Annotated in this window: 18 protein-coding genes; 15 read left to right on the forward strand and 3 right to left on the reverse strand. The window is 41.3% G+C overall.

Annotation, left to right across the window (positions count from 1 at the left end; translation table 11 throughout):
* Positions 1-10: 10 nt before the first annotated feature.
* The 10 genes from ESV85_RS04695 to ESV85_RS04740 all read left to right on the forward strand — a co-directional run bounded on the left by ESV85_RS04695 (position 11) and on the right by ESV85_RS04740 (position 11268).
* Positions 11-1348: a TldD/PmbA family protein gene (locus tag ESV85_RS04695; protein ID WP_146915247.1), complete on the forward strand. Its 1338-nt coding sequence runs from the start codon at positions 11-13 to the stop codon at positions 1346-1348.
* Positions 1349-1481: 133 nt separating this feature from the next.
* Positions 1482-2099, forward strand: coding sequence for a DUF4159 domain-containing protein (locus ESV85_RS04700; RefSeq protein WP_146915249.1), 618 nt, complete (start codon positions 1482-1484; stop codon positions 2097-2099).
* A gap of 2 nt (positions 2100-2101) precedes the next feature.
* Positions 2102-3100 carry an AAA family ATPase gene (locus ESV85_RS04705; RefSeq protein WP_146915251.1) on the forward strand — a complete coding sequence of 333 codons (999 nt, stop codon included), beginning with the start codon at positions 2102-2104 and terminating at the stop codon, positions 3098-3100.
* A complete protein-coding gene (locus ESV85_RS04710) occupies positions 3087-3956 on the forward strand; it encodes a DUF58 domain-containing protein (protein WP_146915253.1) in 870 nt (289 codons plus the stop codon). The genes ESV85_RS04705 and ESV85_RS04710 overlap by 14 nt, the downstream gene beginning before the upstream one ends.
* Entirely contained in the window at positions 3956-5128 is a 1173-nt protein-coding gene (locus tag ESV85_RS04715) for a BatA domain-containing protein (protein ID WP_146915255.1), read from the forward strand. The genes ESV85_RS04710 and ESV85_RS04715 overlap by 1 nt, the downstream gene beginning before the upstream one ends.
* Positions 5125-7293 carry a hypothetical protein gene (locus tag ESV85_RS04720; protein WP_146915257.1) on the forward strand — a complete coding sequence of 723 codons (2169 nt, stop codon included), beginning with the start codon at positions 5125-5127 and terminating at the stop codon, positions 7291-7293. Before ESV85_RS04715 ends, ESV85_RS04720 begins: the two co-directional genes overlap by 4 nt.
* A complete protein-coding gene (locus tag ESV85_RS04725) occupies positions 7290-8912 on the forward strand; it encodes a hypothetical protein (RefSeq protein ID WP_146915259.1) in 1623 nt (540 codons plus the stop codon). The genes ESV85_RS04720 and ESV85_RS04725 overlap by 4 nt, the downstream gene beginning before the upstream one ends.
* Positions 8913-9073: 161 nt before the next feature.
* Positions 9074-9526, forward strand: a complete 453-nt coding sequence (locus ESV85_RS04730) for a YHS domain-containing (seleno)protein (protein WP_223275908.1) — start codon at positions 9074-9076, stop codon at positions 9524-9526.
* Positions 9527-9610: 84 nt separating this feature from the next.
* A complete protein-coding gene (locus ESV85_RS04735) occupies positions 9611-10600 on the forward strand; it encodes a hypothetical protein (protein ID WP_191321934.1) in 990 nt (329 codons plus the stop codon).
* 170 nt (positions 10601-10770) lie between these two features.
* Positions 10771-11268, forward strand: coding sequence for a DinB family protein (locus ESV85_RS04740; RefSeq protein WP_146915263.1), 498 nt, complete (start codon positions 10771-10773; stop codon positions 11266-11268).
* Between the two features lie 378 nt (positions 11269-11646).
* On the opposite strand, the gene ESV85_RS04745 is transcribed toward ESV85_RS04740, so the two are convergent.
* The 3 genes from ESV85_RS04745 to ESV85_RS04755 all read right to left on the reverse strand — a co-directional run bounded on the left by ESV85_RS04745 (position 11647) and on the right by ESV85_RS04755 (position 15218).
* Positions 11647-12168, reverse strand: coding sequence for a hypothetical protein (locus tag ESV85_RS04745; RefSeq protein ID WP_146915265.1), 522 nt, complete (start codon positions 12166-12168; stop codon positions 11647-11649).
* A 319-nt stretch (positions 12169-12487) separates the two neighbouring features.
* On the reverse strand, positions 12488-13840 hold the full coding sequence (locus ESV85_RS04750; RefSeq protein WP_146915267.1) for a sensor histidine kinase: 1353 nt from the start codon (positions 13838-13840) through the stop codon (positions 12488-12490).
* Positions 13830-15218, reverse strand: coding sequence for a sigma-54-dependent transcriptional regulator (locus ESV85_RS04755; protein WP_146915269.1), 1389 nt, complete (start codon positions 15216-15218; stop codon positions 13830-13832). Before ESV85_RS04755 ends, ESV85_RS04750 begins: the two co-directional genes overlap by 11 nt.
* Positions 15219-15547: 329 nt before the next feature.
* On the opposite strand from ESV85_RS04755, the gene ESV85_RS04760 reads away from it, so the two are divergent.
* The 5 genes from ESV85_RS04760 to ESV85_RS04780 all read left to right on the forward strand — a co-directional run bounded on the left by ESV85_RS04760 (position 15548) and on the right by ESV85_RS04780 (position 23641).
* Positions 15548-16795 carry an efflux RND transporter periplasmic adaptor subunit gene (locus ESV85_RS04760; protein ID WP_146915270.1) on the forward strand — a complete coding sequence of 416 codons (1248 nt, stop codon included), beginning with the start codon at positions 15548-15550 and terminating at the stop codon, positions 16793-16795.
* Between the two features lie 151 nt (positions 16796-16946).
* On the forward strand, positions 16947-17273 hold the full coding sequence (locus tag ESV85_RS04765; protein ID WP_223275933.1) for a four helix bundle protein: 327 nt from the start codon (positions 16947-16949) through the stop codon (positions 17271-17273).
* 188 nt (positions 17274-17461) lie between these two features.
* A complete protein-coding gene (locus tag ESV85_RS04770; protein WP_146915274.1) occupies positions 17462-18157 on the forward strand; it encodes an ABC transporter ATP-binding protein in 696 nt (231 codons plus the stop codon).
* A gap of 315 nt (positions 18158-18472) precedes the next feature.
* A complete protein-coding gene (locus tag ESV85_RS04775; RefSeq protein ID WP_146915276.1) occupies positions 18473-20833 on the forward strand; it encodes an ABC transporter permease in 2361 nt (786 codons plus the stop codon).
* A gap of 354 nt (positions 20834-21187) precedes the next feature.
* Entirely contained in the window at positions 21188-23641 is a 2454-nt protein-coding gene (locus tag ESV85_RS04780; protein ID WP_146915278.1) for an ABC transporter permease, read from the forward strand.
* Positions 23642-24326 lie beyond the last annotated feature (685 nt).

The raw sequence follows: 24326 nt of genomic DNA on the forward strand, positions 1-24326 counted from the left end.
ACAGAGAATCATGGCCTTTCTAACAAAAGAAGAAGCAAAGAAAATTATAGATAAAGTACTTTCCTATTCCAAAGCTGACGAGATGGAAGTTTCCATTTTCGGTGGGCGAACAGGAAATATCAGATATGCTAGGAATACGGTAAATACGAGTGGTGAGACGAATGAAATTCGCCTAAGCGTAAGTTCTGTATATGGTAAAAAAGTGGGGTCTTCCTCTACAAATGAGCTGGATGATGCCTCTTTGAAAAAAGTGGTGGCACGTGCGGAGGAAATCGCAATGCTTGCTCCAGAAAACCCTGAATACATGCCTATGCTTGGACCTCAGACTTATCCTGACGCAATGACATTCAGCCCGGCAACAGATAAAATCAATCCGGATTTTAGAGCGCAATTGGCATCCGATAGTATAGAAATTACCAGTACAGGAGATCTGACAGCTGCAGGTTACTTGGAAGATTTCTCCGGATTCGTGGCTAGCGGTAATAGCAAAGGACAATTTGGCTACAATACGAGCACGTCAGTTGATTTTTCAGTGACTGTAAGGACCAATGACGGAAAAGGGTCAGGATATGCCATCAGAGATTTCAATGATGTGAATCTGCTCAGTGCTAAAGATGTGACGAGCATTGCAATGCAGAAAGCACAGGCTTCTGCTACAGCTCAGGCTATAGAGCCAGGCAAGTACACTGTAATTTTGGAGCCTACTGCTGCCGGAGATTTATTGAGCTTGCTTACCAGGGGCTTTGATGCCCGAAGTGCTGATGAAGGAAGAAGCTTTATGAGTAAAAAAGGAGGGGGAACTCGACTTGGAGAGAAATTATTCGATGAGAGAGTAACCATTACTTCTGATCCGACAAACTCAGAAATCCCACTTTCTCCTTGGGATAGTGATGGATTGCCAAGAGTGAAAACCACCTGGGTAGAAAATGGAGTAGTTAAAAATTTAGCTTATTCCCGCTATTGGGCAGAAAAGCAAGGAGTCGCTCCATTGGCTAGTGTTGGTGGAAGAGGATTTGGTGGAGGTGGATATATTTTCTCCGGAGGAGATGAGTCTATCGCCGACATGATCAAGAGTACTGAAAGAGGCGTGTTGGTTACCAGATTTTGGTACATCAGAGCAGTGGATCCTCAGACCTTACTATTCACTGGCTTGACTAGAGATGGTACTTTCTACATTGAGAATGGTCAGATCAAATTCCCTGTGAAAAACTTCCGTTTCAATGAGAGCCCGATTATCATGTTGAACAACATAGAATCCATGGGTAAGCCTCAGCGAGTAGGAGGAAGCTTGATACCACCAATGAAGATCCGTGACTTCACCTTTACCAGCTTATCTGACGCAGTTTAAAGAAGTTGGCAGTGATCACTATTCAGTTTGCAGTTGTAATTAGACTGCAAACTGAATCTTACTACTCATTGAGAATGTCTTCTGCAAAATGAACCCTGTGACTGATCACTGAGACTGAACACTAATCACTACAATGCAACCTTTCTTTTTCACTAGAATAAAATACAATTCCGGCAATTGGGATACTGATCAACGTATGCCTATCAACTTGCTCAATTCACTGGTGGAATACACAACCATTCCTGTGGATGAAAAGGAAAAAATAGTAGAGCTGAGTAGCAAGGAGATTTTCAAAAGTCCCTTTTGCTATATCAGTGGACATAAGTTGGTAGAGTTTTCGTCCGAAGAGCGGCAGAATTTCAAAACTTATGTAGAAAACGGAGGCTTCGTCTTTGCCGATGATTGCAATCATGACATAGATGGACTTTTCGCAAAATCCTTCGAAGCCGAAATGGCTAAAACCTTTGGAGAAGATGCGCTCCAAAAAATACCCAATAACCACCCAATTTATTCCGCCTTCTTTGAATTTGAAGATGGCCCACCTGCTACCTCTTTTGAGCTCAATGGCTGGGGTGATGACCTCATTCATGAGTACTTGAAAGCAATTGTTGTAAATGGAAGAATAGGAGTTCTTTATAGCAATAAAGATTACGGCTGTGAATGGGATTATGATTTCAGAAACAAGCGATTCTTAAAGGTCGACAATACCAAGTTTGGTGTCAACATAGTGGTTTATGCATTAACACAATGATTTTGGAAAACACAGATTTAACAGCATATAAAGAGCTAGTGGATAAAATCCCTTTGCTCAAAAAAGAAATAGCAAAAGTCATCGTCGGTCAGGAATCTGTGATCGATGAAATCATCATAACCCTACTAGCTGGTGGACACTGCCTGTTGGAAGGAGTGCCGGGTTTGGCAAAAACGCTGATGGTCAATTCTCTTTCTCAAGGAATGGATATGAACTTTAAGCGAATCCAATTTACCCCTGATTTGATGCCTGGGGATATTCTTGGCACAGAGATTTTGGAGGAAGATCATGTGACCGGGAAAAAGTTTTTTCAGTTCAATAGAGGCCCGATCTTCGCAAATATGGTATTGGCAGATGAGATCAACAGAACTCCTTCCAAAACTCAAGCTGCCTTGCTGGAAGCGATGCAAGAGAAGGTAGTGACTTACGGAGGGCAACACCATCCGCTTCCAGATCCTTTTTTGATTATTGCTACGCAAAATCCAATTGAGCAGTCAGGAACCTATCCACTGCCAGAAGCGCAGCTTGATCGCTTTCTTTTGTATATCAAATTGGGATATCCGTCTGAGCAGGAAGAGTTGGAAGTACTGGAAAAAACTACTGGAACTTACAAAGGAAAACCTGATGTAGTCTTCACGGGAACGGATGTCAAGACACTTCAGAAGCTTACTAGAGAGGTGCATATTGATTCTAGTTTGCTCATTTATATCAATAAGCTGATTCGAGCTACACGACCTGATAATTCAGAAATACAGTCGGTTATAGATTATGTGGAGTGGGGTGCAGGTACACGAGCTGGACAGGCTTTGATTCTTTGTGCCAAAGCTAGAGCACTGGTCAAAGGTCGTTTTGCTGTTACACCTGATGACATCAAGACACTGGCTTATCCAGTCTTGAGACATAGGCTTTCCTTGCACTTCAGAGCAGAGGCAGAGAATATTCAGCCAGATGCTGTCATCACCAAAATCCTTGAAGCATTACCAATCCATGCAAGCAAGTAACCTGGAGATCATCAAACTCAATAACCTGAAGTTGGCTGCTAAAATCATCAGCGAGCAACTCAAGCATGGGGTGCACCTTGGCAAGCGCGTGGGAGTCGGTTCTGAGTTTGAGCAGTACAGGTATTATGAGCCAGGAGATGATCCAAAGAGGATTGACTGGAAGTACTTTTCCCGATCCGGTAAATACATGATCAAAGAATCGCAGACTGAGAGCCATTTGCATGTGCGTATGATGCTTGACCTCTCTGGGTCGATGAATTACGAGGAAGATGGAATCAAACGTCTTGATTACGCTAAAAATCTCATTGCATCACTTTCCTACTTAGCACATCAGCAAGGGGACTCCTTGACCTATTTTACTTTTCAGGATGGAAAGATAGAGCAGAAGGTGTCAGCATCCCCTAAGTCATTTCAGCGCATTTTATATTATTTGGAAACCGAAACAGCAGCTGGAAGCTGGCCTGTTATGAAGCATGAATTTCCGGTATTGAAAAGTAAGGAGAAGGAATTGATCATTTTGGTTTCCGATTTTTTGCAAAAAGACAACGAATGGCTGGACATAGTGGAGCAAATGAGGCATCCGAAAAAAGAGATTGTACTGTTTCAGATTCTGGGAAAGCAGGAGGAAAAGTTTGACTTAAAGGGTAATTTCAATTTTCAGGACCTGGAGTCAGATCGTTCAATTATTTTGGATGGAAAGGCGATAGAGAAAACCTATAACGAATCTATAAAGAATTATTTATCAGGTTTTAAGCAATCATTGATTCTACCTCAAGTTCATCTGTTTCAGGCACGATTGACAGATTCAATCGCTGGCGTAATCAGTCAGTTTCTCGCAGAAAGATCCTTATCCTGATGCAATTTCTTCAACCCATATTGCTCTGGGGTTTGCTGGGAATAAGCATCCCTATCCTTATTCATCTCTGGCGAGGAAAGAAAGGACAAGTGATCCATTGGGCTGCTATGCACTGGCTCGCCACACAGGAAAGCTCCGTGGCAAAAGGCTTTCGATTGGAGAATATCTTGGTTCTACTGCTTAGGATTCTACTGCTAGTTTTGTTGGTGCTATTGCTCGGTCAGGTCTTTATTCCATCGGTAAGCAAGGTTTCTGAGGAGAGAATTATTCATCTGATACAGCCAAGTAATCAGATCATCGATGAGTACAAATTTGAGTTTCGACAGGCATTGGAAAAGGGTGAAGAAGTATATTGGGCTGATGAGCATCTCACAGCAATAGAGGATTTGGAAGAGTTGAATCCAGATGGAAGAGCTGTAAATTTTCAAGCTTCACTTAATCAAGTTCCTGATGAGACTACCCAGCTCAATTTGTATTTGAGTAATTCCCTCAACAGCTTAGGATCGAATAATTACCTAAGTAAAATTAGACCGAGACTCTTTCTGGGAACCACTTCCTTGGCAAATCCATCTCCTCAGATAATCTCAATTGAAGGAGGGGAAACCATGGAAGTGGGTAAAAATGGCTTATTGGACTCCATCGCAAACGATCAAAAGGAAACTGTTGGGATTACTTTAGAGAAGAGTTATTTCGCTTACTATATGGGGGAAATATCCTCCTCAGAGCGTCTCTTCATCAAGGCATCTCTTGATGCTATCCAAGATGTTTACGGATTTGACTTTGTCGAAAAGGAAGGAATTGAGGAAGCAAAGCTGATTTTTGACAACGAGCTACCAGAAGAAAAAGACAGCGAGAAACTTTACTTCATCTCGGATACTTTCTCTTTCTCTGAGCAATCGAATCTGATCAGTTTTTCAGATCAACTGGACTTCGATCATTCTGAATTGGTGCAAACAGGGAAGCTACCTGAAGTCATTTTAGAGAGATTCTTAGCCTATTCTGGGATAGAGCAGCAAGATGTGAAGTTGAGCCAAACTCAGCTTGAGAGTAGATTTTTGGTAGATTACCTAACAAGCCAAAATAAGAGAGCTAACCTTAATGTGATTCTTTTAGGTCTATTTCTGCTCTGTTTTGCCGCTGAGCGATACTTTGCAAATCAACAAGGGATATGAGCACTATAGAAAGCTATATCGCCAAAATTGAGCTGCACTTACGTGTGCAAACTGGTTTGAAGGCATTATTGATAAGTTTATCGCTGGTGTTATTTGGATTGGTTTTCACATCTGCCACTTCAGCTATCCTAGTGCTAGCTGTACTTGGTTTTTTAGTGGCAGGATACTATTTGGGGTTATTTGTAAGTCAGCGACAGCAAGCTATTCAGATACTTCATGATCGATTTCCAGACTTGGAATTCAGTTTGGAACTCCTTACCAAACCTTCAAAAAATATAGCAGAGCAACTGCAATGGGAGCGAGTGAATGCTACTTTTCAGGGGGGGGCTATTCAGATTTGGCATAAGAATACCTGGCCTTTTTTGATTGGGTTACTTCTTGTTTTCGGAGTTTATGGTCTATCTCTTTTGAGTCTTCCAGAAGAAAATTCATCCAACACTCAGGTTAAACTGAACGATAAATTGGAAGTGAATTCAGTAACAAATTCACCTGTGGAAATGAGTTCAGTAGAAATTTCCATCATTCCACCAGCCTACACAGGATTGCCAAATACTACTCAATCAGAACTTTCGATCAAGACTATTATGAGCTCTGATATTAAGTGGATTGTGGATATGTTGAATACCAAAGATGTATCCTTAGAATTAATTAATTCGAATGGCAAAAGCCTGCCTTTTTCCCAATCCGGAGAAAAATTTATTCTCCAGGATAAGGTCATAGGATCTGGTATTTATGCTCTTCGAGCAAGGAGAGATGATAAGGTCGTGTACGAATCTGATTATTTCCCATTGGAGGCAATCGACGATTTTGCTCCTGTGATTCAGCCTAGTGAAAAAGAGCTTTACAAGTACCACTTCACCAAGGATCCACAGGTCATTCAGGTGAAAGCAAAGGTGTCTGATGATTTCAAAGTTAAGGAGGTTTACCTGGTGGCTACTTTGGCTAGAGGTTCTGGTGAAAATGTGAAGTTTAGAGAGAACCGGATAGCGATACCAAACAAGGATTTTAAGTCTGCGGATCTCAGTGTGAACCTAGATTTGAAGTCCTTCGATTTCAAGCCTGGCGATGAGTTGTATTACTATTGGGCCGCTATGGATAATCGGTCTCCCGAACCTAATTTTTCCCGTTCGGACACTTATTTTCTCAATTACGTGGATACTTCAGGGATTCAAGAGGAGGATTTAATTGGGATGGCGATCCATGTAATGCCGGAGTATTTCCGTAGCCAGCGGCAGATTATAATTGATACTGAAAATCTCCTTGCGACTCAGAAAAGTAAGTCTGAGAAAGAATTTAATGCAGCATCCAATCTAATTGGTAGCGATCAGAAGCTTCTTCGGATGCGATATGGTCAATACCTCGGTGAGGAAAATTCAGAAACTAGTAATGGCTCTGAACCGGTGGATTTCCTAGCCGGTCACGATCATGATCATGCCCACGAAGCCGGTGTTGTCAATTTAGTAGTAAAACCTAATGCGAATAAATCGGATAGCAGCTCTCAGAAGGTTGATCCAAACGACCTTGAGGATGGAATGGGAGGACTTATGAGTGCATTTCTAAATAAAAGCCAGTCCTCAACTCAAGCTAATCTTGATGAGAATTCCTCGATGAATCTCTTGAAACTTGCCTTAGAGCAGATGTGGGAATCTGAGTTGCATCTACGGCTTTTCGAACCGAAAAAAGCGCTACCCTTTCAGGAAAAAGCACTGGAATACCTGAAAACTGTTCAGCAAAAGTCAAGAGTTTACGTAAAGCGATCAGGATTTGATCCGCCACCAATAAAGGAAGGAGAAAAACGCTTGACGGGTGATCTGGATAAATTGAAAAATCAGATCGAAATCTCGCAAATAGCATTGACAAAGAGCTTGGCACCACTCGCTTCCCAGGTGTTGGGATTGCTTGCGAAGCCTCAACTTTCTGCTGTCGATAAAGTTGCAGTGCAGAAACTCGGAGAACTCTGGACTTCACGCATGAACTATTCCGGCATTGAGGATTGGTCAGTTTTGCTTAGACTTCAAGAGTTGAATGCGGGAAAAATTACTGAGGAGGGCAAGAAAGAGTTGTTTCAGAAACTATATCCTCTGACAGCCCAAAGTGAAGGTGTGAATGCATCTTCACTCAAACAAAAAGAATTAGAAAAGGCCTTTTGGAGCAAGTTGCAATGATTCATTTCGAACCTTTGATTTCCTGGACTTGGACATGGCTATTCGCTGCGGCGATTCTGATCATTTTAGGTTTTCAGCTTTTTTGGATATTAAAGTCTGATCTGAAAGCAGGTAGAAAGTCTATAAAAATCGCTTTGAATGCCCTGTTTTCACTTGTGCTGATTGGCTACCTATTTCAGCCTATTTGGACTTGGATCGGACAGGACGATGCAGTTTTGGTACATTCTTCATCAAGTACCAAAGAGAAAATTCGCTTCTGGAAAGATAGCTTGAGCGTCAAGAAATCTGTTGATGTCAAAAAATACCAAGGTGAGGGAAATCCTGTTTATTTGCTTGGATCTGACTTTTCAGAGGCTGAGTTATTGAAAATAGGAGATAGGGATATTAAATGGGTTTCGGATGTTGAAGAAGCTTCTATTTCCTTTCTGGATTGGAAAGGGATACTGCGAGAAGGAGAAATGCAGACGGTGAATGGCAGAATAGAATCCAGAGATTCCTTGAAATTATCACTTGCTCAACAAGGTAAAATACTAGCAGAAACCGTTTCTGGATTAAATGATGGTACTTTTAAACTTGAATTTCCAGCGAAAGTTGTGGGAAGAAATGAGCTTGACTTGATGGTGAATGATAGCCTATATGGAAGCATCAAGTTCTTTGCGCATCCAGCCAAGCCAATCCAATACAGTTTGCAATTTGCATTCCCAGATGCTGAAATCAGGGTTCTAACTCAATACTTGATCAATTCAGGTGAAAAGGTAAGTGAGCGAATTGACGTTTCGAAGAACTCAACGATTAGCTCTGGGAGCTCTGAATCCGACTCCCTTCAGTTTCTGATCATCGATCCAGCTCAGCTTATCAAGAAATCAACCCAAGAGGCAATTGAGAATGGAGCGTCCGTTTTGGTGATTAATGTGGATGAGGTTGGAAGTGATATTTCTGCGATAAATAAGGCCTTTGAAACCAACTTCAAAGCAAAGCGAATTACAACAGAAGAAAGTAGGGAAGTTGAGGCTGATTTGGAAGCTTTACCTTACGGATTGGAGTCGGTGATTACTCAGAAACTGCTTTTTCAGAATGCATTTGCCGTGCAGCAAATTGGAAATGTTAAGGTTGGAGTGAGTTTGTTGGGTAAGACATTTCCAATCAAGCTAGCTGGTGATAGTTTGCACTATCAAGCGATTTGGCAGAAGATGCTAGGAGCAATGATTCCGCAGGAATCAGGGTCCGTTGAGCTTAAACAGCCTATTTTCAGAGGAATGAGAACTGAAATTCAAGTGATTCAACAGGAGTTTAAGGAGGATTTTATAAGTATTGAATCAGATTCAGTTTACTTGCAAAAATCGCTTGTCAATCCATTTTCTAAATCCGGGAGCTTTATAAGTTTGGATTCGGGATGGGTTTCATTGGCTGATAGTTTAGAATTTTATAGCTATGCTGCTGATGAGTGGCCAAGTATGAAAGGTTCGAAATTACGAGCTGATTTCTTGAAAGCACATTCGACAAAGGAAACATCTTCAATAGGTTTTACTTCCCAGCGAAAGGTTCCTGATTGGATTTGGTATGGACTGTTTGTGCTGACTTTGACACTAATTTGGTTAGAACCTAAGGTTTTGAATTAAGCCTAGGTTCCTTGTTTTTTTTTGTAGCAGTTGTATTTGGATTATTTTTTTTCTCCAATTTGTCTTGATTGCGACACGAAAATCCAGTCTGATTGAATTGTTTTAAGTTTTAAAGGAAGTTGTTGACTAGAGATTCAGCTAAATCCTAAACATATTTTAGTATGAATAATTATTGTAAAAAAGCGAGTTTCAGTTTTGTGTTAATGCTACTGATTTTTAAGGCTTATGCCCAAAAAGCTGAGGTGTTTTCTCAGAATGATAAAGCAATTAAGGGCTATGATCCAGTGGCGTATTTCACTGATTCCAAGCCTGTGGTTGGTGAGAAGGAATTTAAGCTTAGCCATGATGGAGCGAATTGGTATTTTTCTTCTCAGAAAAACTTAGATCTTTTTAAATCCAATCCATCTAAATACATGCCTCAATATGGTGGCTATTGTGCTTTCGGCTTGGCTGGAGGCTACAAGGCACCCATTTCCCCAGATGCTTGGACTATAGTGGATGATAAATTGTACCTGAATTACAACAAGAAAGTGCAGGTAGACTGGAATGCTGATCAGGCTGAGATGATCAAAAAAGCAGATAAAAACTGGCCGAACGTCAAGAAAGAAAAATAAAGTATGGAGGAAGAAGGCAAACAAAGTTTAGAGTCATCTGAGGTCTCGACTACCGATTGGGAAAAGTTGCAAGACCCCACGAGGATGCATAATTCCTTTGAGTTTGCACATGCTTGGTGGTTCCACATCCCGATGTTTGTATTGGGGGTTTCTTGGGCTATTCGACTCCGAAAAGCCAATTTCTTTGCTGCTGCCAATCCAGCTTTAGAGAATGGTGGCCTTTATAATTACTCCAAATTTGCAGCTCAAAATCACTTTCCAGAGGTCAATTTACCAGCTACTTGTCTGATTCATTCTACTGAGGAGGTAGCGTTAATTTTGGAAAAAGCCACAGCTCAGCAGATACCATTTCCATTTATTATCAAGCCTGACAAAGGCGAAAGAGGCAAAGGGGTGAAGCTGATCGGTAATCGCGATGAGTTGGAGAAATACCTGCTGGATCAACCCAAAGATGATTACTTGATACAGCAGTATATTGAAAAGTCGCAAGAATACGGCGTTTTTTTCCTTAAAAACCCTTTGACTGGAGAGTTTTTAATTCCTTCTCTTACCAGAAAAATTTCCCTACAGGTGGTTGGAGATGGTATTTCCAGCATTTCCGAATTGATACAAAATCATCCCCGAGCAAGCCGATATCAGTACCTAATCCAATCGTCTGACCCAACTTCTATCCCAGTGCTAGACGAAGTGGTAAAGCTGAGTCCGATGGGAAACCACTGCAAAGGCGCAGTATTTCTGGATTACAGCAGCCATATCAGCGCAGAAATGATTGCAGCTTTTGAGAGGATTTTCGAATCAGTAGGCGGTATCAACTATGGTAGATTGGATGTGAAAGTGGATGAATTGAGCGATCTCTGTGATCCAGAAAAGATCATTATCCTAGAAGTGAATGGTGCGAATGCTGAGCCTATTCATATGTACTCACCTGAGAAAAACTATCAAGAAGGATTGAAAACGATCAATTCGTATTTCCAAAACATGGGAATGATGGCAAAGCATAACTTGGTCGGCAGAAGAAGTCAATTTCGGGAAAGAGATACGTGGAGAAGCTTGATGCAGTATTTGAAAAAGTGAATCTTCATTGCCTAAAAGTATTCTTGCGGACAATTTGAGAATTGGAGAACCACGATATTTAGGAGATGATAGAGGGCTATTTTCTGCAGGTATCTCATGTTTCTTGTCCTGCTTGATTCTTTGTGTTATTTTAAAAAAAAATCAGATTATAACCTTTTTAAAAAGTACCTATGCTAGTTAGTTTGAATTCGGAAGTTTTAGGGGAATTATCAGATTTTTTGAGTCAATTGAAATCAGAAGATTTTGCCGATTGCTCTCCTGTTTTGAGGACTTCCAGTATAGGTCAGCACGTACGCCATATATTGGAATTGTATGACTGCCTGCTTTCTCAGTATGAGTTAGGGATTGTTTGCTACGATGATAGAAAGCGGGATAAAAGGTTGGAAACAGATATGGATTCAGCTTTAGCTAAAATCAAAGAAATCCGAGAAAATCTCAAATTAGAAGACAAGGAGATTATTCTTAAAATGGCTGTAGCAACCGATTTTGAAACGATCCGGAGCAGTTACAACCGCGAACTATGCTACAATCTAGAGCACTGCATTCATCATCAGGCGCTGATCAAAATTGCCTGTAATCAACTCGATTACCTTTCACTTCCATCTAGCTTTGGCGTAGCCAAATCAACAATAGACTATGTCAAAAGTATGGAGCTAAGTGCAAAGTGATATAGTAATTGGATAGTATTATTTTTTATAAAAATCACTCCCTTGATTTTAATTACCGAATCAGTTATAATCAAGGAAATAATAGTTTTTGGGAGGTTGAAACTGTACCAATACTTTTATGTTAATTTTCAATTCCCAAAAACTGGCGAAGATTGCTCTCATCGCTGGATTAACCATAAGCGATCAGATTTCTATCGCCCAAACAAGCGATAACATTCGCGCTACTTCGCTAGAAGAGGTAATGGAGACTGCTCAAGTTGTCCTGCTTCTCCAGAAGCAGGACTTATTTAGAAAATCATATAAAATCAAGCCTCTGAAATCAATCGATCTCAGAGGCTTGATTATGGAGGATAACCAACTTTTCTCAGGTGATAACAGCTATTCTATTTTCAGGAAATATTTGAAGTACTTCACTAAGTTCTTGTATTCATCTGAATCAATTTTGCCTTTTCCTATTGCCACTTCTACCACCTCATAGATTTCATTGAATGGATAGGTAGCACTCAAATGCTCATTTTCATCCATCCATTTCTTAAGCAGTTCGATTTCATATTTGTTAATATCTCCATCCGCCATGATACCGTAGCAAACTCCTTGGAGAAAGTGCAGGTCGGCTTTTGTTTTGTCTTTCTCTTCAAAATTCAGCGCATGTTTTTCTAGAATTTCCTTGAGTTCTATGATCTCTTCTGAGCCAATAGTGCCTGTCTTAACTTTGGTAGAGATTTCCTCGAAAAATGAATGGAAAGGTTCCTCAGAGCAAAGTCCTTCGTGCGTATTGCACCAGGCTTTTAGTGCTTCGTATTCACTGATGGTAATCCGGCCATCCATGGCGATACCATTTACCAAGCCATTTAAATTGTGAAAAGCTATTTGGGTTTGGGTCAAAAAATTATTTTTCATATCCTATACAGTTTTGTATAAGATACAAAGTCTTGATAAACAATGAAATGAAGGTGGTGTAGTATTTTTCGAAGGTGATGAAAAAGGCGGTTCCTTATAGCTTTTGGTGATGTCTTGAATAGGTGCAAGGGAGTCGTAAGGTCCTCGACTCCGCTCGGACTTACAAGCTTTCAGTTTCATTGGATGAATCTTTCATTCGTAGCAAAGTAGAATTGTCAGCCTGAGCGAAGTCTTATTGTCAGCCTGAGCGAAGTAGAATTGTCAGCCTGAGCGAAGTAGAATTGTCTGCCTGAGCGAAGTCGAAGGCTCTCCCCAAAAGTTACCTGAAATTCATCGTGAATACAGTCCGCTCATTCGGGATAGAAGTCACTTGAAGACTACCATTATGTAGGTTCATAATCTGTCTGGAGATTGCCAGTCCTATTCCACTTCCAGTCTTTTTAGTAGAATAAAAAGGAACAAAGATCCTTTCCAAGGCCTCAGGGATAATCCCGGGTCCAGAGTCTTCTACTTGTATCATCAAACCTAGATCTCCCTGTCCAATAGATGAAATCCATATCGTGCGGTCTGCCTGATTTTGCAAGGATTCAGAAGCATTTTTCACAAGATTAATCAAGATCATAGTGATCTGATCGGGGTCACAATGTATCTCCAAATCACTTGGATGGATCTTGGTTTCTATTTTGACCTCAGCCGATTTCAGGTCCTCTTTCATCAAATTGAGTACATTCTCGAAGAGTTGGCTTACTGGCATCGTTACTTTTTTCGGCGCAGGGATATTCGTGTAATCACGGTATGCATTCACGAAACTCACTAGACCTTTGCTCCGATTGGCAATGGTGTCCAAGCCTTCCTGCATATCCATGAAGCCATCTCTTTTGATCAAGATGCCTTCTTGCTGTACGTAGCTATCCTCATCCAAAATGGTACGAAGTGATTCCACCAAACTTGAAATCGGTGTAATGGAATTCATGATTTCGTGTCGAAGTACCTTAGTCAGGTTTTGCCAAGCTTCAAGCTCGTTTGACTGAAGTTCGGCATTGATGTTTTGTAGAGAAAGCAATGTCCAGCTATGTCCACCCATCTTCAGTGAAGTAGATTGTATGATCAGGTGGAGGGAAGGATTTACTTTTTTGGAAATGCGCTGCCCTGGCTTCATCTCCAATACATCTGCCAGAAGCTTTGGGGATAGCTTACTCAAATCAGTAATGTCCCGAAACTGTGGAATTTGAAGCAAATGCTTCGCAGCATTATTGATAACACCGATTTTCCCTTGGTCATTGAATGAGATAATTCCCGTGTTGATATGCTGAATGATGACCTGGAGAAAAAGCATTTGTTCTTCCTTTTCGGCACGGGTTTGCTTAAAAACATCCATTACCTCATTGAAAGAGGTGTTTACTTCCCGAAAGGAGCTTCCCATTTTGCTGTCGGAAGTGAAGGAACTTGAGAAATCAGCGTAACGAATAGAATCTAGAAAACGGGCAAGTTTGTGATTGATCGAGTTGACATAATAGATCATTTCTCCAATCTGGATCAGTGTAATTATGCCTAGAATAGCGGGCGCCAACCAAAGGTCCTGACTGTAATACAACCAAAGTCCTAGATAAAGGCTAATGATAATTCCAAAAATCCTTAGCCCAACACCAAGAGAAAAGCTCTTATAAACCATACTTCTCAAGTCTGCGATAAAGTGATGATCGAGTCAGCCCAAGTTCTTCAGCGGCTCTCGTGATATGCCCATTGTGTTTTTGTAATGCTTTGCGAATAAGGATTCGCTCCACATCTTCGATATTTAAATGCTCCAAACTTACCGATTCATCCTGACGCTCTGGTTGTGCCATTTTTTGCAAGAAGAGATCTTCAGGTTGTAGCACATTGTGATTAGACATGATCACGGCCCGCTCGATACTATGTTGTAGTTCACGGATATTACCAGGCCAGTGGTACTTGGACATGCGTTTGATGAGTGGTTCGGAAGCCTTGCGAATGTCTTTGTTGTATTTTTTGGAGTAAAAGGCAATGAAGTGATCCGCCAAAAGCGGAATGTCTTCAATACGCTCTCGCAGTGGCGGAAGCTGAATTTCTATGGTGTTGATGCGATAAAGTAAATCCTGACGGAAACCATTTTCATATACCATAGAATGAATAGGCATATTGGTTGCTGAAATCAACCTGATATTTACATCTACCGGCCGATTTGCTCCGACCCGTGTCACTTGACGATTTTGGAGTACTGCCAAAAGCTTTGATTGAAGTGGCATCGGAAGGTTTCCTATTTCATCCAAGAAAAGTGTCCCTTTATGTGCCTGCTCAAACCTACCTGCCCGATCTTCTTTCGCATCGGTAAATGATCCTTTTTTATGCCCAAAAAGCTCTGATTCAAAAAGCGTCTGCGTGATTGATCCTAAATCCACTCCTACAAAAGCTTCTCTATTTCTTCGTGAATGTCTGTGAATAGCACGAGCAATCAATTCTTTTCCAGTACCGTTTTCACCTAAAATCAGAACATTTGCATCTGTGACAGCGACACGTTCGATGGTTTCGAAGACCTTCTGCATAGATTCGCTTTGACCGATAATGTCCTTGAACTTATCATCCATGTCCTGATGCAAGGTTTGCTTCTGATCCCTTAGCAGATTCACTTCCATTTTCTTTTTGCGAAGCTGTAAGGCAGAATTTAGCGTAGCGAGTAAGCGTTCATTTTCCCAAGGCTTCAGCACAAAATCAGTCGCACCTTCTTTGATGGCTTTCACAGCAAGATTAACATCTCCATAGGCTGTGATCAAAACCACCACGGCAGAAGGGTCCAGTTCCAATATTCGGTCTAACCAATAGAAACCTTCCTGTCCAGAACTCACATCCTTCGTGAAATTCATATCCAGAAGAATCACATCGTAGGATTCATTGTGCGTGAGGATAGGAAGTAGATCAGGATTGGTCTCTGTGTCCACTTGAGAAAAATGTCGCTTGAGGAAAATTTTTGCTGCTTTTAAAAGGTCTTCATTGTCATCTACTATAAGAATCTTACCTGTACGTTGCTCGCTCATGATTAAAAGAATTAGGTATAGATCGGAAAAATATCCGTCGTGCTGTGCCCACTTGTTCCAAAAGTATACCGAAAAATAGGAGGCCGGTATTTTGGCTCAAAACGTTTGATTTCGGACAAGTTGAGCATGTTTTTGATTCGGTGGACGAGTTTATAAGTTAGGAAAAATATATTCGACTTTGAATGATTTTGTTCGCTTGCGGACGAAAATGTTCGCGAGTCTAGCTACTGATTTTTCATAAATCAATGAAAGAAGCTTGTAAGGGCAATTTTTTGCATGGCATACCATTTGGCATACTGGGGATAGCCCGGAAATGGCATTTACACACAATGGATAGAAAATTAGCAAAGAAAACCTGGACCCCTAAAAGAATTGCCTATATAGTAGGCGGAGTCATTTTAGTCGCCGGAATTATTTATCAGATAGGATACGCAGATCATAGATCTACAATGAATGTAGAGAAGGATAGATTGAGTATTGCAACAGTTACGAAAGGGGAGTTTACTGATTATATATTGGTGTCAGGGCAGATTGAACCTGCACAGACTTTTTTCCTAGATGCCGTAGAAGGTGGAATGGTAGCTCAGATCGTTCGGGAATCTGGAGCGGTAGTAGAAGTAGGAGATACGATTTTGATCATGGCCAATTCCAATTTGCAATTGGATGTGATGCAGCGGGAAACCATGCTTTATGAGCAAATCAATAACCTTAGGCAGACTCGATTATTCTTGGATCAAAATGATTTAAGTCAGCAGGGACAATTGGCAGAGATAGATTATCAGATCAGCTTACTTCAACCTCAGTATAAAAGATTCAAAGAGCTTCATGAGAAGAAACTGGTTTCAGATCGGGAATTCGAAGAAGTGGCCGAGCAATATGAGTACAATCTGAAAAGAAAGGAATTGACCTATAAGTCGTATAAAAGTGATTCCATCGCGAGATCGTATCAATTGGCGCAACTGCGACAGTCAGAAAACAGAATGAATGCTTCTTTAAATGGTGTTGGGCAGATTTTGAATAATCTGGTAATTAAAGCTCCAATAGCAGGTCAGTTGGCAATGGAGCAAATCGAAGTTGGTCAGGCGATCAATTCAGGTGAGCGATATGGTCAGATCGATGTGCAGGATGAATTCAAAGTAAGGGTGCCTATAGATGAATTGTATTTGCCACGAATCGGACGTGGTTTGAAAGGGAAGTTCACACTGAGCGGTGTGGATCATGAACTGGAAATCATGAAGATCTATCCAACCATCACCAATGGTCGATTTGAAGTGGATATGGCTTTCACAGGTGAAAGCCCGCAGGGAATCAGAAGAGGTCAGAGTGTAAGAATCAGATTGCAGCTCAGTGATAGCGAGCAAAGTCTACTTCTTCCTACAGGTGGATTCTTCAAGGACACCGGTGGAAACTGGGTATTTGTAATCAATTCTTCAGGTAATGCAGAGAAGAGAAATATCAGACTTGGAAACAAAAACCCTGAATTCTACGAAGTGCTGGAAGGTCTAGTAGAAGGAGAAAAAGTAATCATCTCTGGCTATGAGAACTTTGGGAAGAACGAGATTTTGGGCCTAAAGTGATTTTGGGTCTCGGAGACCGATGCCGGGTGTCCGATGCCGGATGACCGATGTGGGGTGCTTGATGTTGGATGTGGATTGAGTAATGATTTCAGGATTTAGACTATAAAGCTATGGATGAATATGTGCCTCATTTTAAATTCGAAAGCTTCAAATATGGCAAAAGGCCATGGATTTTGGAGAGGATATATTTGGTGTTTCTAAGGGTTTCCCTAAGGATGAATTATTTAACTTGATTTCACAGGCAAGACGTGCTGCGGACTCAATTGCTTTAAATATTGCTGAAGGCTCTATCTCCCAAAGTAACCCTGAATACAAGAAGTTCTTGGGCTATGCAATTCGATCTTTAGCCGAAGTAGTCACTTGCTTGCATAAAGCCGTGAGAAGAAAATATATTGATCTAGAACAGTTTAACAAACTTTACGCCGAGGCTTTTCATCTTATGAATATGATGCAATCCTTCAAATCAAAGATTAATTAGGTAGAAATGAAATGACTTGGAATACATAGGTCATTAGATATCAAATTATAAAAAAAAATATAAATAATGATGGAGGTTCAACCCACATCGGGCACCCGACATCGAACATCATACAAAAAAAATATAACAAACGATTGAGGTTAAAACCACATCGGTCACCCGACATCCGACATCTAACAATAACAACCATGAACGTAATCAAAACCGTCGATCTCCGAAAGCTTTACTCCACTGAGGAGGTAGAAACTACAGCTTTGGACAATATCCAAATTGAAATCAAAAAAGGCGAATTCGTAGCCATTATGGGACCGTCAGGTTGTGGTAAATCCACACTCTTGAATATCCTTGGCCTGCTGGATAATCCAGATTCTGGCGAGTATCATTTCTTAGAAAATGAAGTCGCTAAATTCTCTGAAAGACAGCGTTCTTCCCTCAGAAAAGGAAACATCGGTTTCGTGTTTCAGAGCTTTAACCTGATCGACGAACTGACTGTATTTGAAAATGTAGAACTACCCTTGCTTTACCTCAAAATCCCGACTGATGAGCGCAAAACTAGAGTAGAAGAGGTGCTTTCTCGCATGAATATCATGCACAGAAGAAATCACTTTCCACAGCAGCTTTCCGGCGGTCAGCAGCAGCGAGTGGCGATTGCCAGAGCAATTGTAGCAAAGCCTTCCGTGATCCTTGCCGATGAGCCTACAGGTAACTTGGATTCTACCAATGGCGAAGAAGTAATGCGCCTTTTGGAAGAACTCAATAACGAAGGAACTACCATCGTAATGGTAACTCACTCTCCGCATGATGCAAACTACGCTCACAGAATCATCAACCTATTTGATGGTAAAGTAGTGACTGAGAATATCAGGGAGCAGTTTCATGTGTAGAATGGATTGAAAGATTGGAAGATTCTAAATACTTGTCCGCCGTGGCGGATTGAAAAATTGGTCTTTACAAATCTTAGCCTAGGTCTGTGTCCTCACTATGCCAGCTACCATGGTCTGTGTCTCCACAGACCATGGTAGCTGGCATAGTGATACCGACCACGTTGGCTATTTGATCTTTGTATATCATTTAAACCCTTGTAAAAGATCGCTTTTAATTCTTTCAATATAGAATCTAGTTTCATAATTGAAATTGCCCAGTTCTGATATTTATAAATCTTTCAATCTTTCAATTTTCCAATCTTTAAATCAATCTTCATGCTCCGCCACCAACTCACCCTCGCTTTTCGAAGTTTTATGAAGTTCAAGAAGATCTTTGCGATCAACCTGTTTGGGTTGGCGATAGGTCTGACGACGGTGGTGCTGATCATGATGTGGGTGAAGGATGAGCTAGGCATCAGTCGTAATCATGAGAAGATAGATCGGATCTATGCCGTGATGACTAATCATGACAATACAGGTGGCATTGTAACTATAGGTATAACTCCTGGTGATATGGCCGAAGCCATGAAGGCAGAGCTTTCACAAGTGGAGTTAGCGGCAGGCACATCGTCGTTTATTAATGGAGTTGCTTTTGAGAATGGGGATACCAAGATGACTGGAGCGGGTCTTTATGTAGATCAGACTTATTTTGATATTTTCTCAGTTGATTTTCTCGAGGGAAATCCAAGTCAGATCATGACTGGAATCAATAGCTTGGCGATATCTGAGACTATGGCTACCAAACTCTTTGGCTCACCAAAAGAGGCCATAGGCAAATCAGTGAAATGGCAAGTTTTTGATTTTCACAATGATGTGGAGGTAACTGGTGTTTATAAGGATTTCGGTTCTATGGAAGTGGACAAACCAGATTATTTCCTGTCTTTTTCTTACTTCAAACAGATGCTTGGCGAAGGCGTTCATTGGGGTAATTTCAATGCAAGCACTTATTTATTACTTAGACGAGATACAGATGTAGCGGCTTTTAATGAACAAATTGCTGGTTTCATTAAAGCCAAAGATGAAAGAAGTAATGTATCTGCTTTTGTTCAACCGTATGGTGATACCTATCTCTATGGTACCTATGAAGATGGAAAAGTAGCAGGTGGAAGGATCAGTTATGTGAAGCTTTTTTCAGCTATTGCAATCTTCATCTTGATTATCGCGTGCATCAATTTCATGAATCTAACTACGGCTAGATCGATGAGTCGATTGAAGGAAATAGGAGTGAAAAAGTCTATGGGAGCAAGCCGCGGGGGCCTTTTTGGACAATTTATGGTCGAATCCTTACTGTTGACATTTATGGCTTTGGTTCTGGCCATTCTCGCAACATTTATCCTGCAACCATTTTTCAATCAGGTGACATCCAAAACGCTAAGTATGTCTTTCCAGTCTGAGTTGATCCTTCTTTTATTGGGTATTTGGCTATTAACCAGTTTTTTGGCTGGGATATATCCTGCCGTTTACCTTTCTAGGTTTAAACCAGTGGAGGTGATGAAATCTAATATCAAGGGAAGCTTTGGGGAATTACTGGCTCGAAAAGGCTTGGTTGTTTTTCAGTTTGCAATTTCTCTTCTGCTGATCATAGGAATCTCCGTGATCGGCAAGCAAATGACTTTTATTCAAAACCAAAACCTGGGCTATAATCAAAGCCAGCTTCTACAGATTAATGCCTCTGGTGTCAATCCCAACCAGCTAGACTCATTTCTGGCTGAAATCAAAAAATCACCTGGAGTAGAGAATGCATCGAGTTTAAGTCATCCATTGGTTGGTTTAAGAAGCGCCACTATTGGTCTTACTTGGGAGGGAAAAAACCCTGAAGAGCAGGTGAAGTTTGAAAATGTATCAGTCAACATGGGCTTGATCGAAACCATGGGATTTGAATTGGTGGATGGAAGAGCTTTTTCTACGGAATTTGGAGAGGAAGAGTCCAAGATAATTTTGAATGAAGCTGCAGTTCGGACCATAGGTTTTGATGATCCAGTTGGACAAATTGTCAACCTGTGGGGTGATGACAAAGAGGTAGTAGGGGTGATCAAGGATTTCAATTTCGAGTCATTGAAAGAGACAGTTAAGCCAGCTTTCTTAAAATACGATCCGGGTTTTGCGCAAAAAATTATGATTAGAATAAATCCTCAAAATCAACAGGAGACTATTGCTGGAATAGAAGCGCTTTTCGTGAAGCAAACTGCTCAGCCTATGGATTATTCCTTCATGGATGAGGATTATCAGTCGCTTTATGCTTCCGAGCAGCGCGTGTCCAAGTTGGCAAAATATTTTGGAGTGATGGCGATTTTCTTGAGCTGTCTTGGCTTATTTGGCTTGGCCGCATTTACTGCGGAAAAGCGTAAGAAAGAGATAGGAGTGCGAAAGGTAATGGGAGCTTCCATGATGAGCGTGTTGACTTTGGTTTCCAAAGACTTCATCGCATTGATCCTGGTTTCGATCCTGATTGCCATTCCAATTGCCTGGTATTTCGCCAATAACTGGCTTCAAACCTATGCTTACCAGACCGATTTGAGTTGGTGGATCTTTGCAGGCTCTGGAGTTCTTTTGATTGTGATTTCACTGATTACAGTAGGTTATCAGGCTTATAAGGCAGCTTCGACGAATCCTGTTGAATCCCTTCGATCAGAGTGAGTAGGGAGGTTGGAAGCCGGGAAGTGGGAAGTTTGATTTCGTTATTGCGAGTAATGAAAATATAGAATTTACAAAAGAGAGATGGCGGTGTCAGCCTGAGCGAAGTCGAAGGATACGCGACTCCGCTCGGACTGATAGCAGTTTTGTTTCTAAATCTTCGTCGCGGTCAATGTCTTCACAAACCACGGCACAAAGAGCTAATAGCTTTGCCCGAAAGCGAACGTTACTGTACGAAGTTAGGTGCGTAAAAAATTGAAAATGAGCTTTCTGGCATCCAGAAGGCTTTTTTTAAATGGCATAAATCCTGAATAAGTTCTAATACACCTTGATAGTCAATCTTAAATTCTATTTGCTATGCTCAAGAATTACTTCAAAATCGCCCTAAGAAACTTAAAGAAGCATAAGTTCTATACTTTCATCAATATCCTTGGACTATCGGTAGGCGTGGCGGTCTGCATGATTATCTCACTTTTTGTGATCAATGAGCTTTCCTACGACAAGCATTTCAAGGATGCAGATCAGATTTATAGAATTCACGCAGATATCATTTTTGGAGGGAATCACTGGGATATGATCACAGCTCCGGCTCCTATGGCTGAGGCTCTTCCTGCCGAATTTCCCGAAGTGGAATATGCAGTTAATTTTAGACAACGTGGTTCCTATTTGGTCAAAAATATTGATCAGAACATCAAAGAAGATGGAGTAATCTGGGCGAGCAAGGACTTTTTCAATGTTTTCGGAACACCGCTTTTAGAGGGCAATCAGGATGGTGTTTTGACGGAACCCAATACTATGGCTATCAGCAAGAGCATAGCTGATAAGTATTTTCCAGGAGAAAGTGCCATCGGGAAAACCTTGATTCTGGATAATGATATGAATTTTAGGATCACTGGAGTATATGAGGATATACCTCAGAACAGCCATTTTCACTTTAATTTTTTACTGTCCATGGAAGGCTTAGAGGAAGCAAAAAGCGCTTCCTGGATGGGTAATAATTTCCAAACCTATTTGAAAATCAGGAAGGATGCAGATCCTGAAAATCTAAATCAAAAACTTAAATCCTTGGTCGAAAAGAATATAGAGCCAGAATTAGGGCGATTATTTGGTGAAGGAGCCACTTTGGAAGGCATGCTTGCCGATGGAGGTAAGATGGAATATGCAGTTCAACCGCTTCTGGATATTCACTTGAAAAGTGATCTGATGGGGGAGTTTGAGCCTAATTTCAATGTTACCTACGTCTATCTTTTTGTGGCAATTGCCTTGTTTATTTTGGTCATCGCCTGTATCAATTTCATGAACTTGTCCACGGCCAGATCTTCTTCTCGTGCCAAAGAAGTGGGAATCCGAAAAGTGATGGGTTCATTCCGAACGCATTTGATTCGTCAGTTTTTGATGGAGTCTATACTGCTGAGCTTTATCTCATTTTTGATCGCTGTGCCTCTTGTCGCTGTTTTACTTCCTTTTTTCAATGATTTGGCTGCACGGGAACTTGTCATGCCATTTAGCTTCGGTTCATTTTATATGATTTTGATTTTAGGCGCCATTGGTACTGGCGTACTGGCAGGAATTTATCCCGCATTTTTTCTGTCAGGTTTCAAACCGATTAGCATTCTGAAAGGGAAAGTTTCCATGGGAATGAAAAGCGGGATGATTCGAAGCTCTTTGGTAGTTTTTCAATTTGCGATCTCTATCATATTAGTCATCGCCACGATCGCTGTTTTCAATCAGCTGAATTACATACAAAATAAGAAGATTGGCTTCAATAAAGAGCAGATCATAACGGTGGATGATGTCTATGCGCTAGGCGATCAAGTAGAGACATTCAAGCGGGAGATCCTGGCAAATAGTATGATGGAGTCGGGGACGATAACTGGGTATTTGCCGGTTTCGGGAACCTGGAGATCTGATACACCATGGTGGGCCGAAGGTAGGGATCCTAAGCAAACCGAGAATATGGTCAGCTTGCAAAACTGGGAGGTGGATTACGATTACGTGAAAACAATGGGGATGGAAATAGTGGAGGGAAGAGATTTCTCGATGGATTTCCCATCTGATTCTTCTGGGGTGATTCTTAACGAAACTGCAGCAAAACAATTCAACTTTTTGGGAGATCCTTTAGGTCAAAAAATCTACACCTTGGCTGGGAACAATGAGACGATGAACATGGAAGAGCTGGAAAATAGGACTGTAGTCGGCGTAGTGAAAAACTTCAATTTCGAATCGCTCAAAGAAAATATAGGTTCGGTGATGATTTTCTTAAGTGAAAGACCTCAGGGCATTGCCTCCTTCAAGTTCAACTCTACAAATACTGATGAAGTAGTCAATTTCATAGAATCTAAATGGAATGAAATGGCTCCGGGACAACCCTTTACTTATTCATTCTTGGATGATAGATTCGGTCAGATGTATGCTTCCGAAACCCGTCTGGGGAAAGTCTTTGGTATCTTTGCAGGATTTGCAATTGTCATCGCCTGTCTGGGCTTGTTTGCCTTGACCGCATTTACTGCAGAGCAGAGGACCAAGGAAATCGGGATACGAAAAGTGCTGGGTTCCAGCATAGGAAGCATCGTGGTATTACTATCTAAGGAATTTGCCAAGCTCGTGGTAATCGCATTTCTGATCGCTTCACCCATCGCTTGGTGGGCAATGACTAAATGGCTGGAAGACTACCAGTTTAAGCAGGAGCTAGGCTGGCAGGTATTCCTTGGCGCAGGATTCTTCGCCATTCTTATCGCTTTGCTGACAACCAGCTATCAATCTATCAAGGCTGCAACTTCAAATCCAGTCGATTCATTAAAGAGTGAGTAAAGAGTGAGTTACCGTCATTGCGAGTGAGGAACGAGCGAAGCAATCTTACCTAAGTATCAAGAGGCTAGAATCAAGAAAAGAGATTAAAGTCAAAAGGTTGAAGTCTGAAAAAGATAACGGTTGTGGTGTGGTCCTGATCCGCCATAGTCGAGAGAAAGATCTCCTCGACCGTTGATTTGTTATTTTTACCCATTACATCCCCACAAGTATCGGGAGGGTAGTAATAAACGGGTAAAGTGTACATCCCACCCCGAGTGGGTTTAGGATGGTTATTTTTTTGAGACTGGGTTTATCCACCTCAGCTGATGGATATTCGCTGGATCTGGAATGTTGCTGGTGATTATTACGGTGATTACGGTGGGAGTTCAGGCTTATAAAGCCGCTTCAGCAAATCCAGTGAATTCGCTGAAGAGCGAGTAAGGGGTATTTTTGATTTTGGATATGCTATTACAGATTTGTTCGCCTAGGTCTGTGTCACAGACCGAAATACTGGTGGTTTGCGGAGACCTGCCTACTGGCAAGGCATGCCACACCAAGGCAGTAGCCTTGGGCAATAGGGAAGGAGAAGGGTGCATGACAGGTGCCTCAGTATCTTTTTGCCATCATTTTTCCTTTGAGTATCGCTTTATCCTGTGCTAGAGCACCAAAGCAAAGCAGGAAACCCAGAGAAGCAAAGAAGATGGAT

Source organism: Algoriphagus aquimarinus, from assembly GCF_007997215.1.
In the GTDB taxonomy this organism is placed as follows: Bacteria; Bacteroidota; Bacteroidia; order Cytophagales; family Cyclobacteriaceae; genus Algoriphagus; species Algoriphagus aquimarinus_A.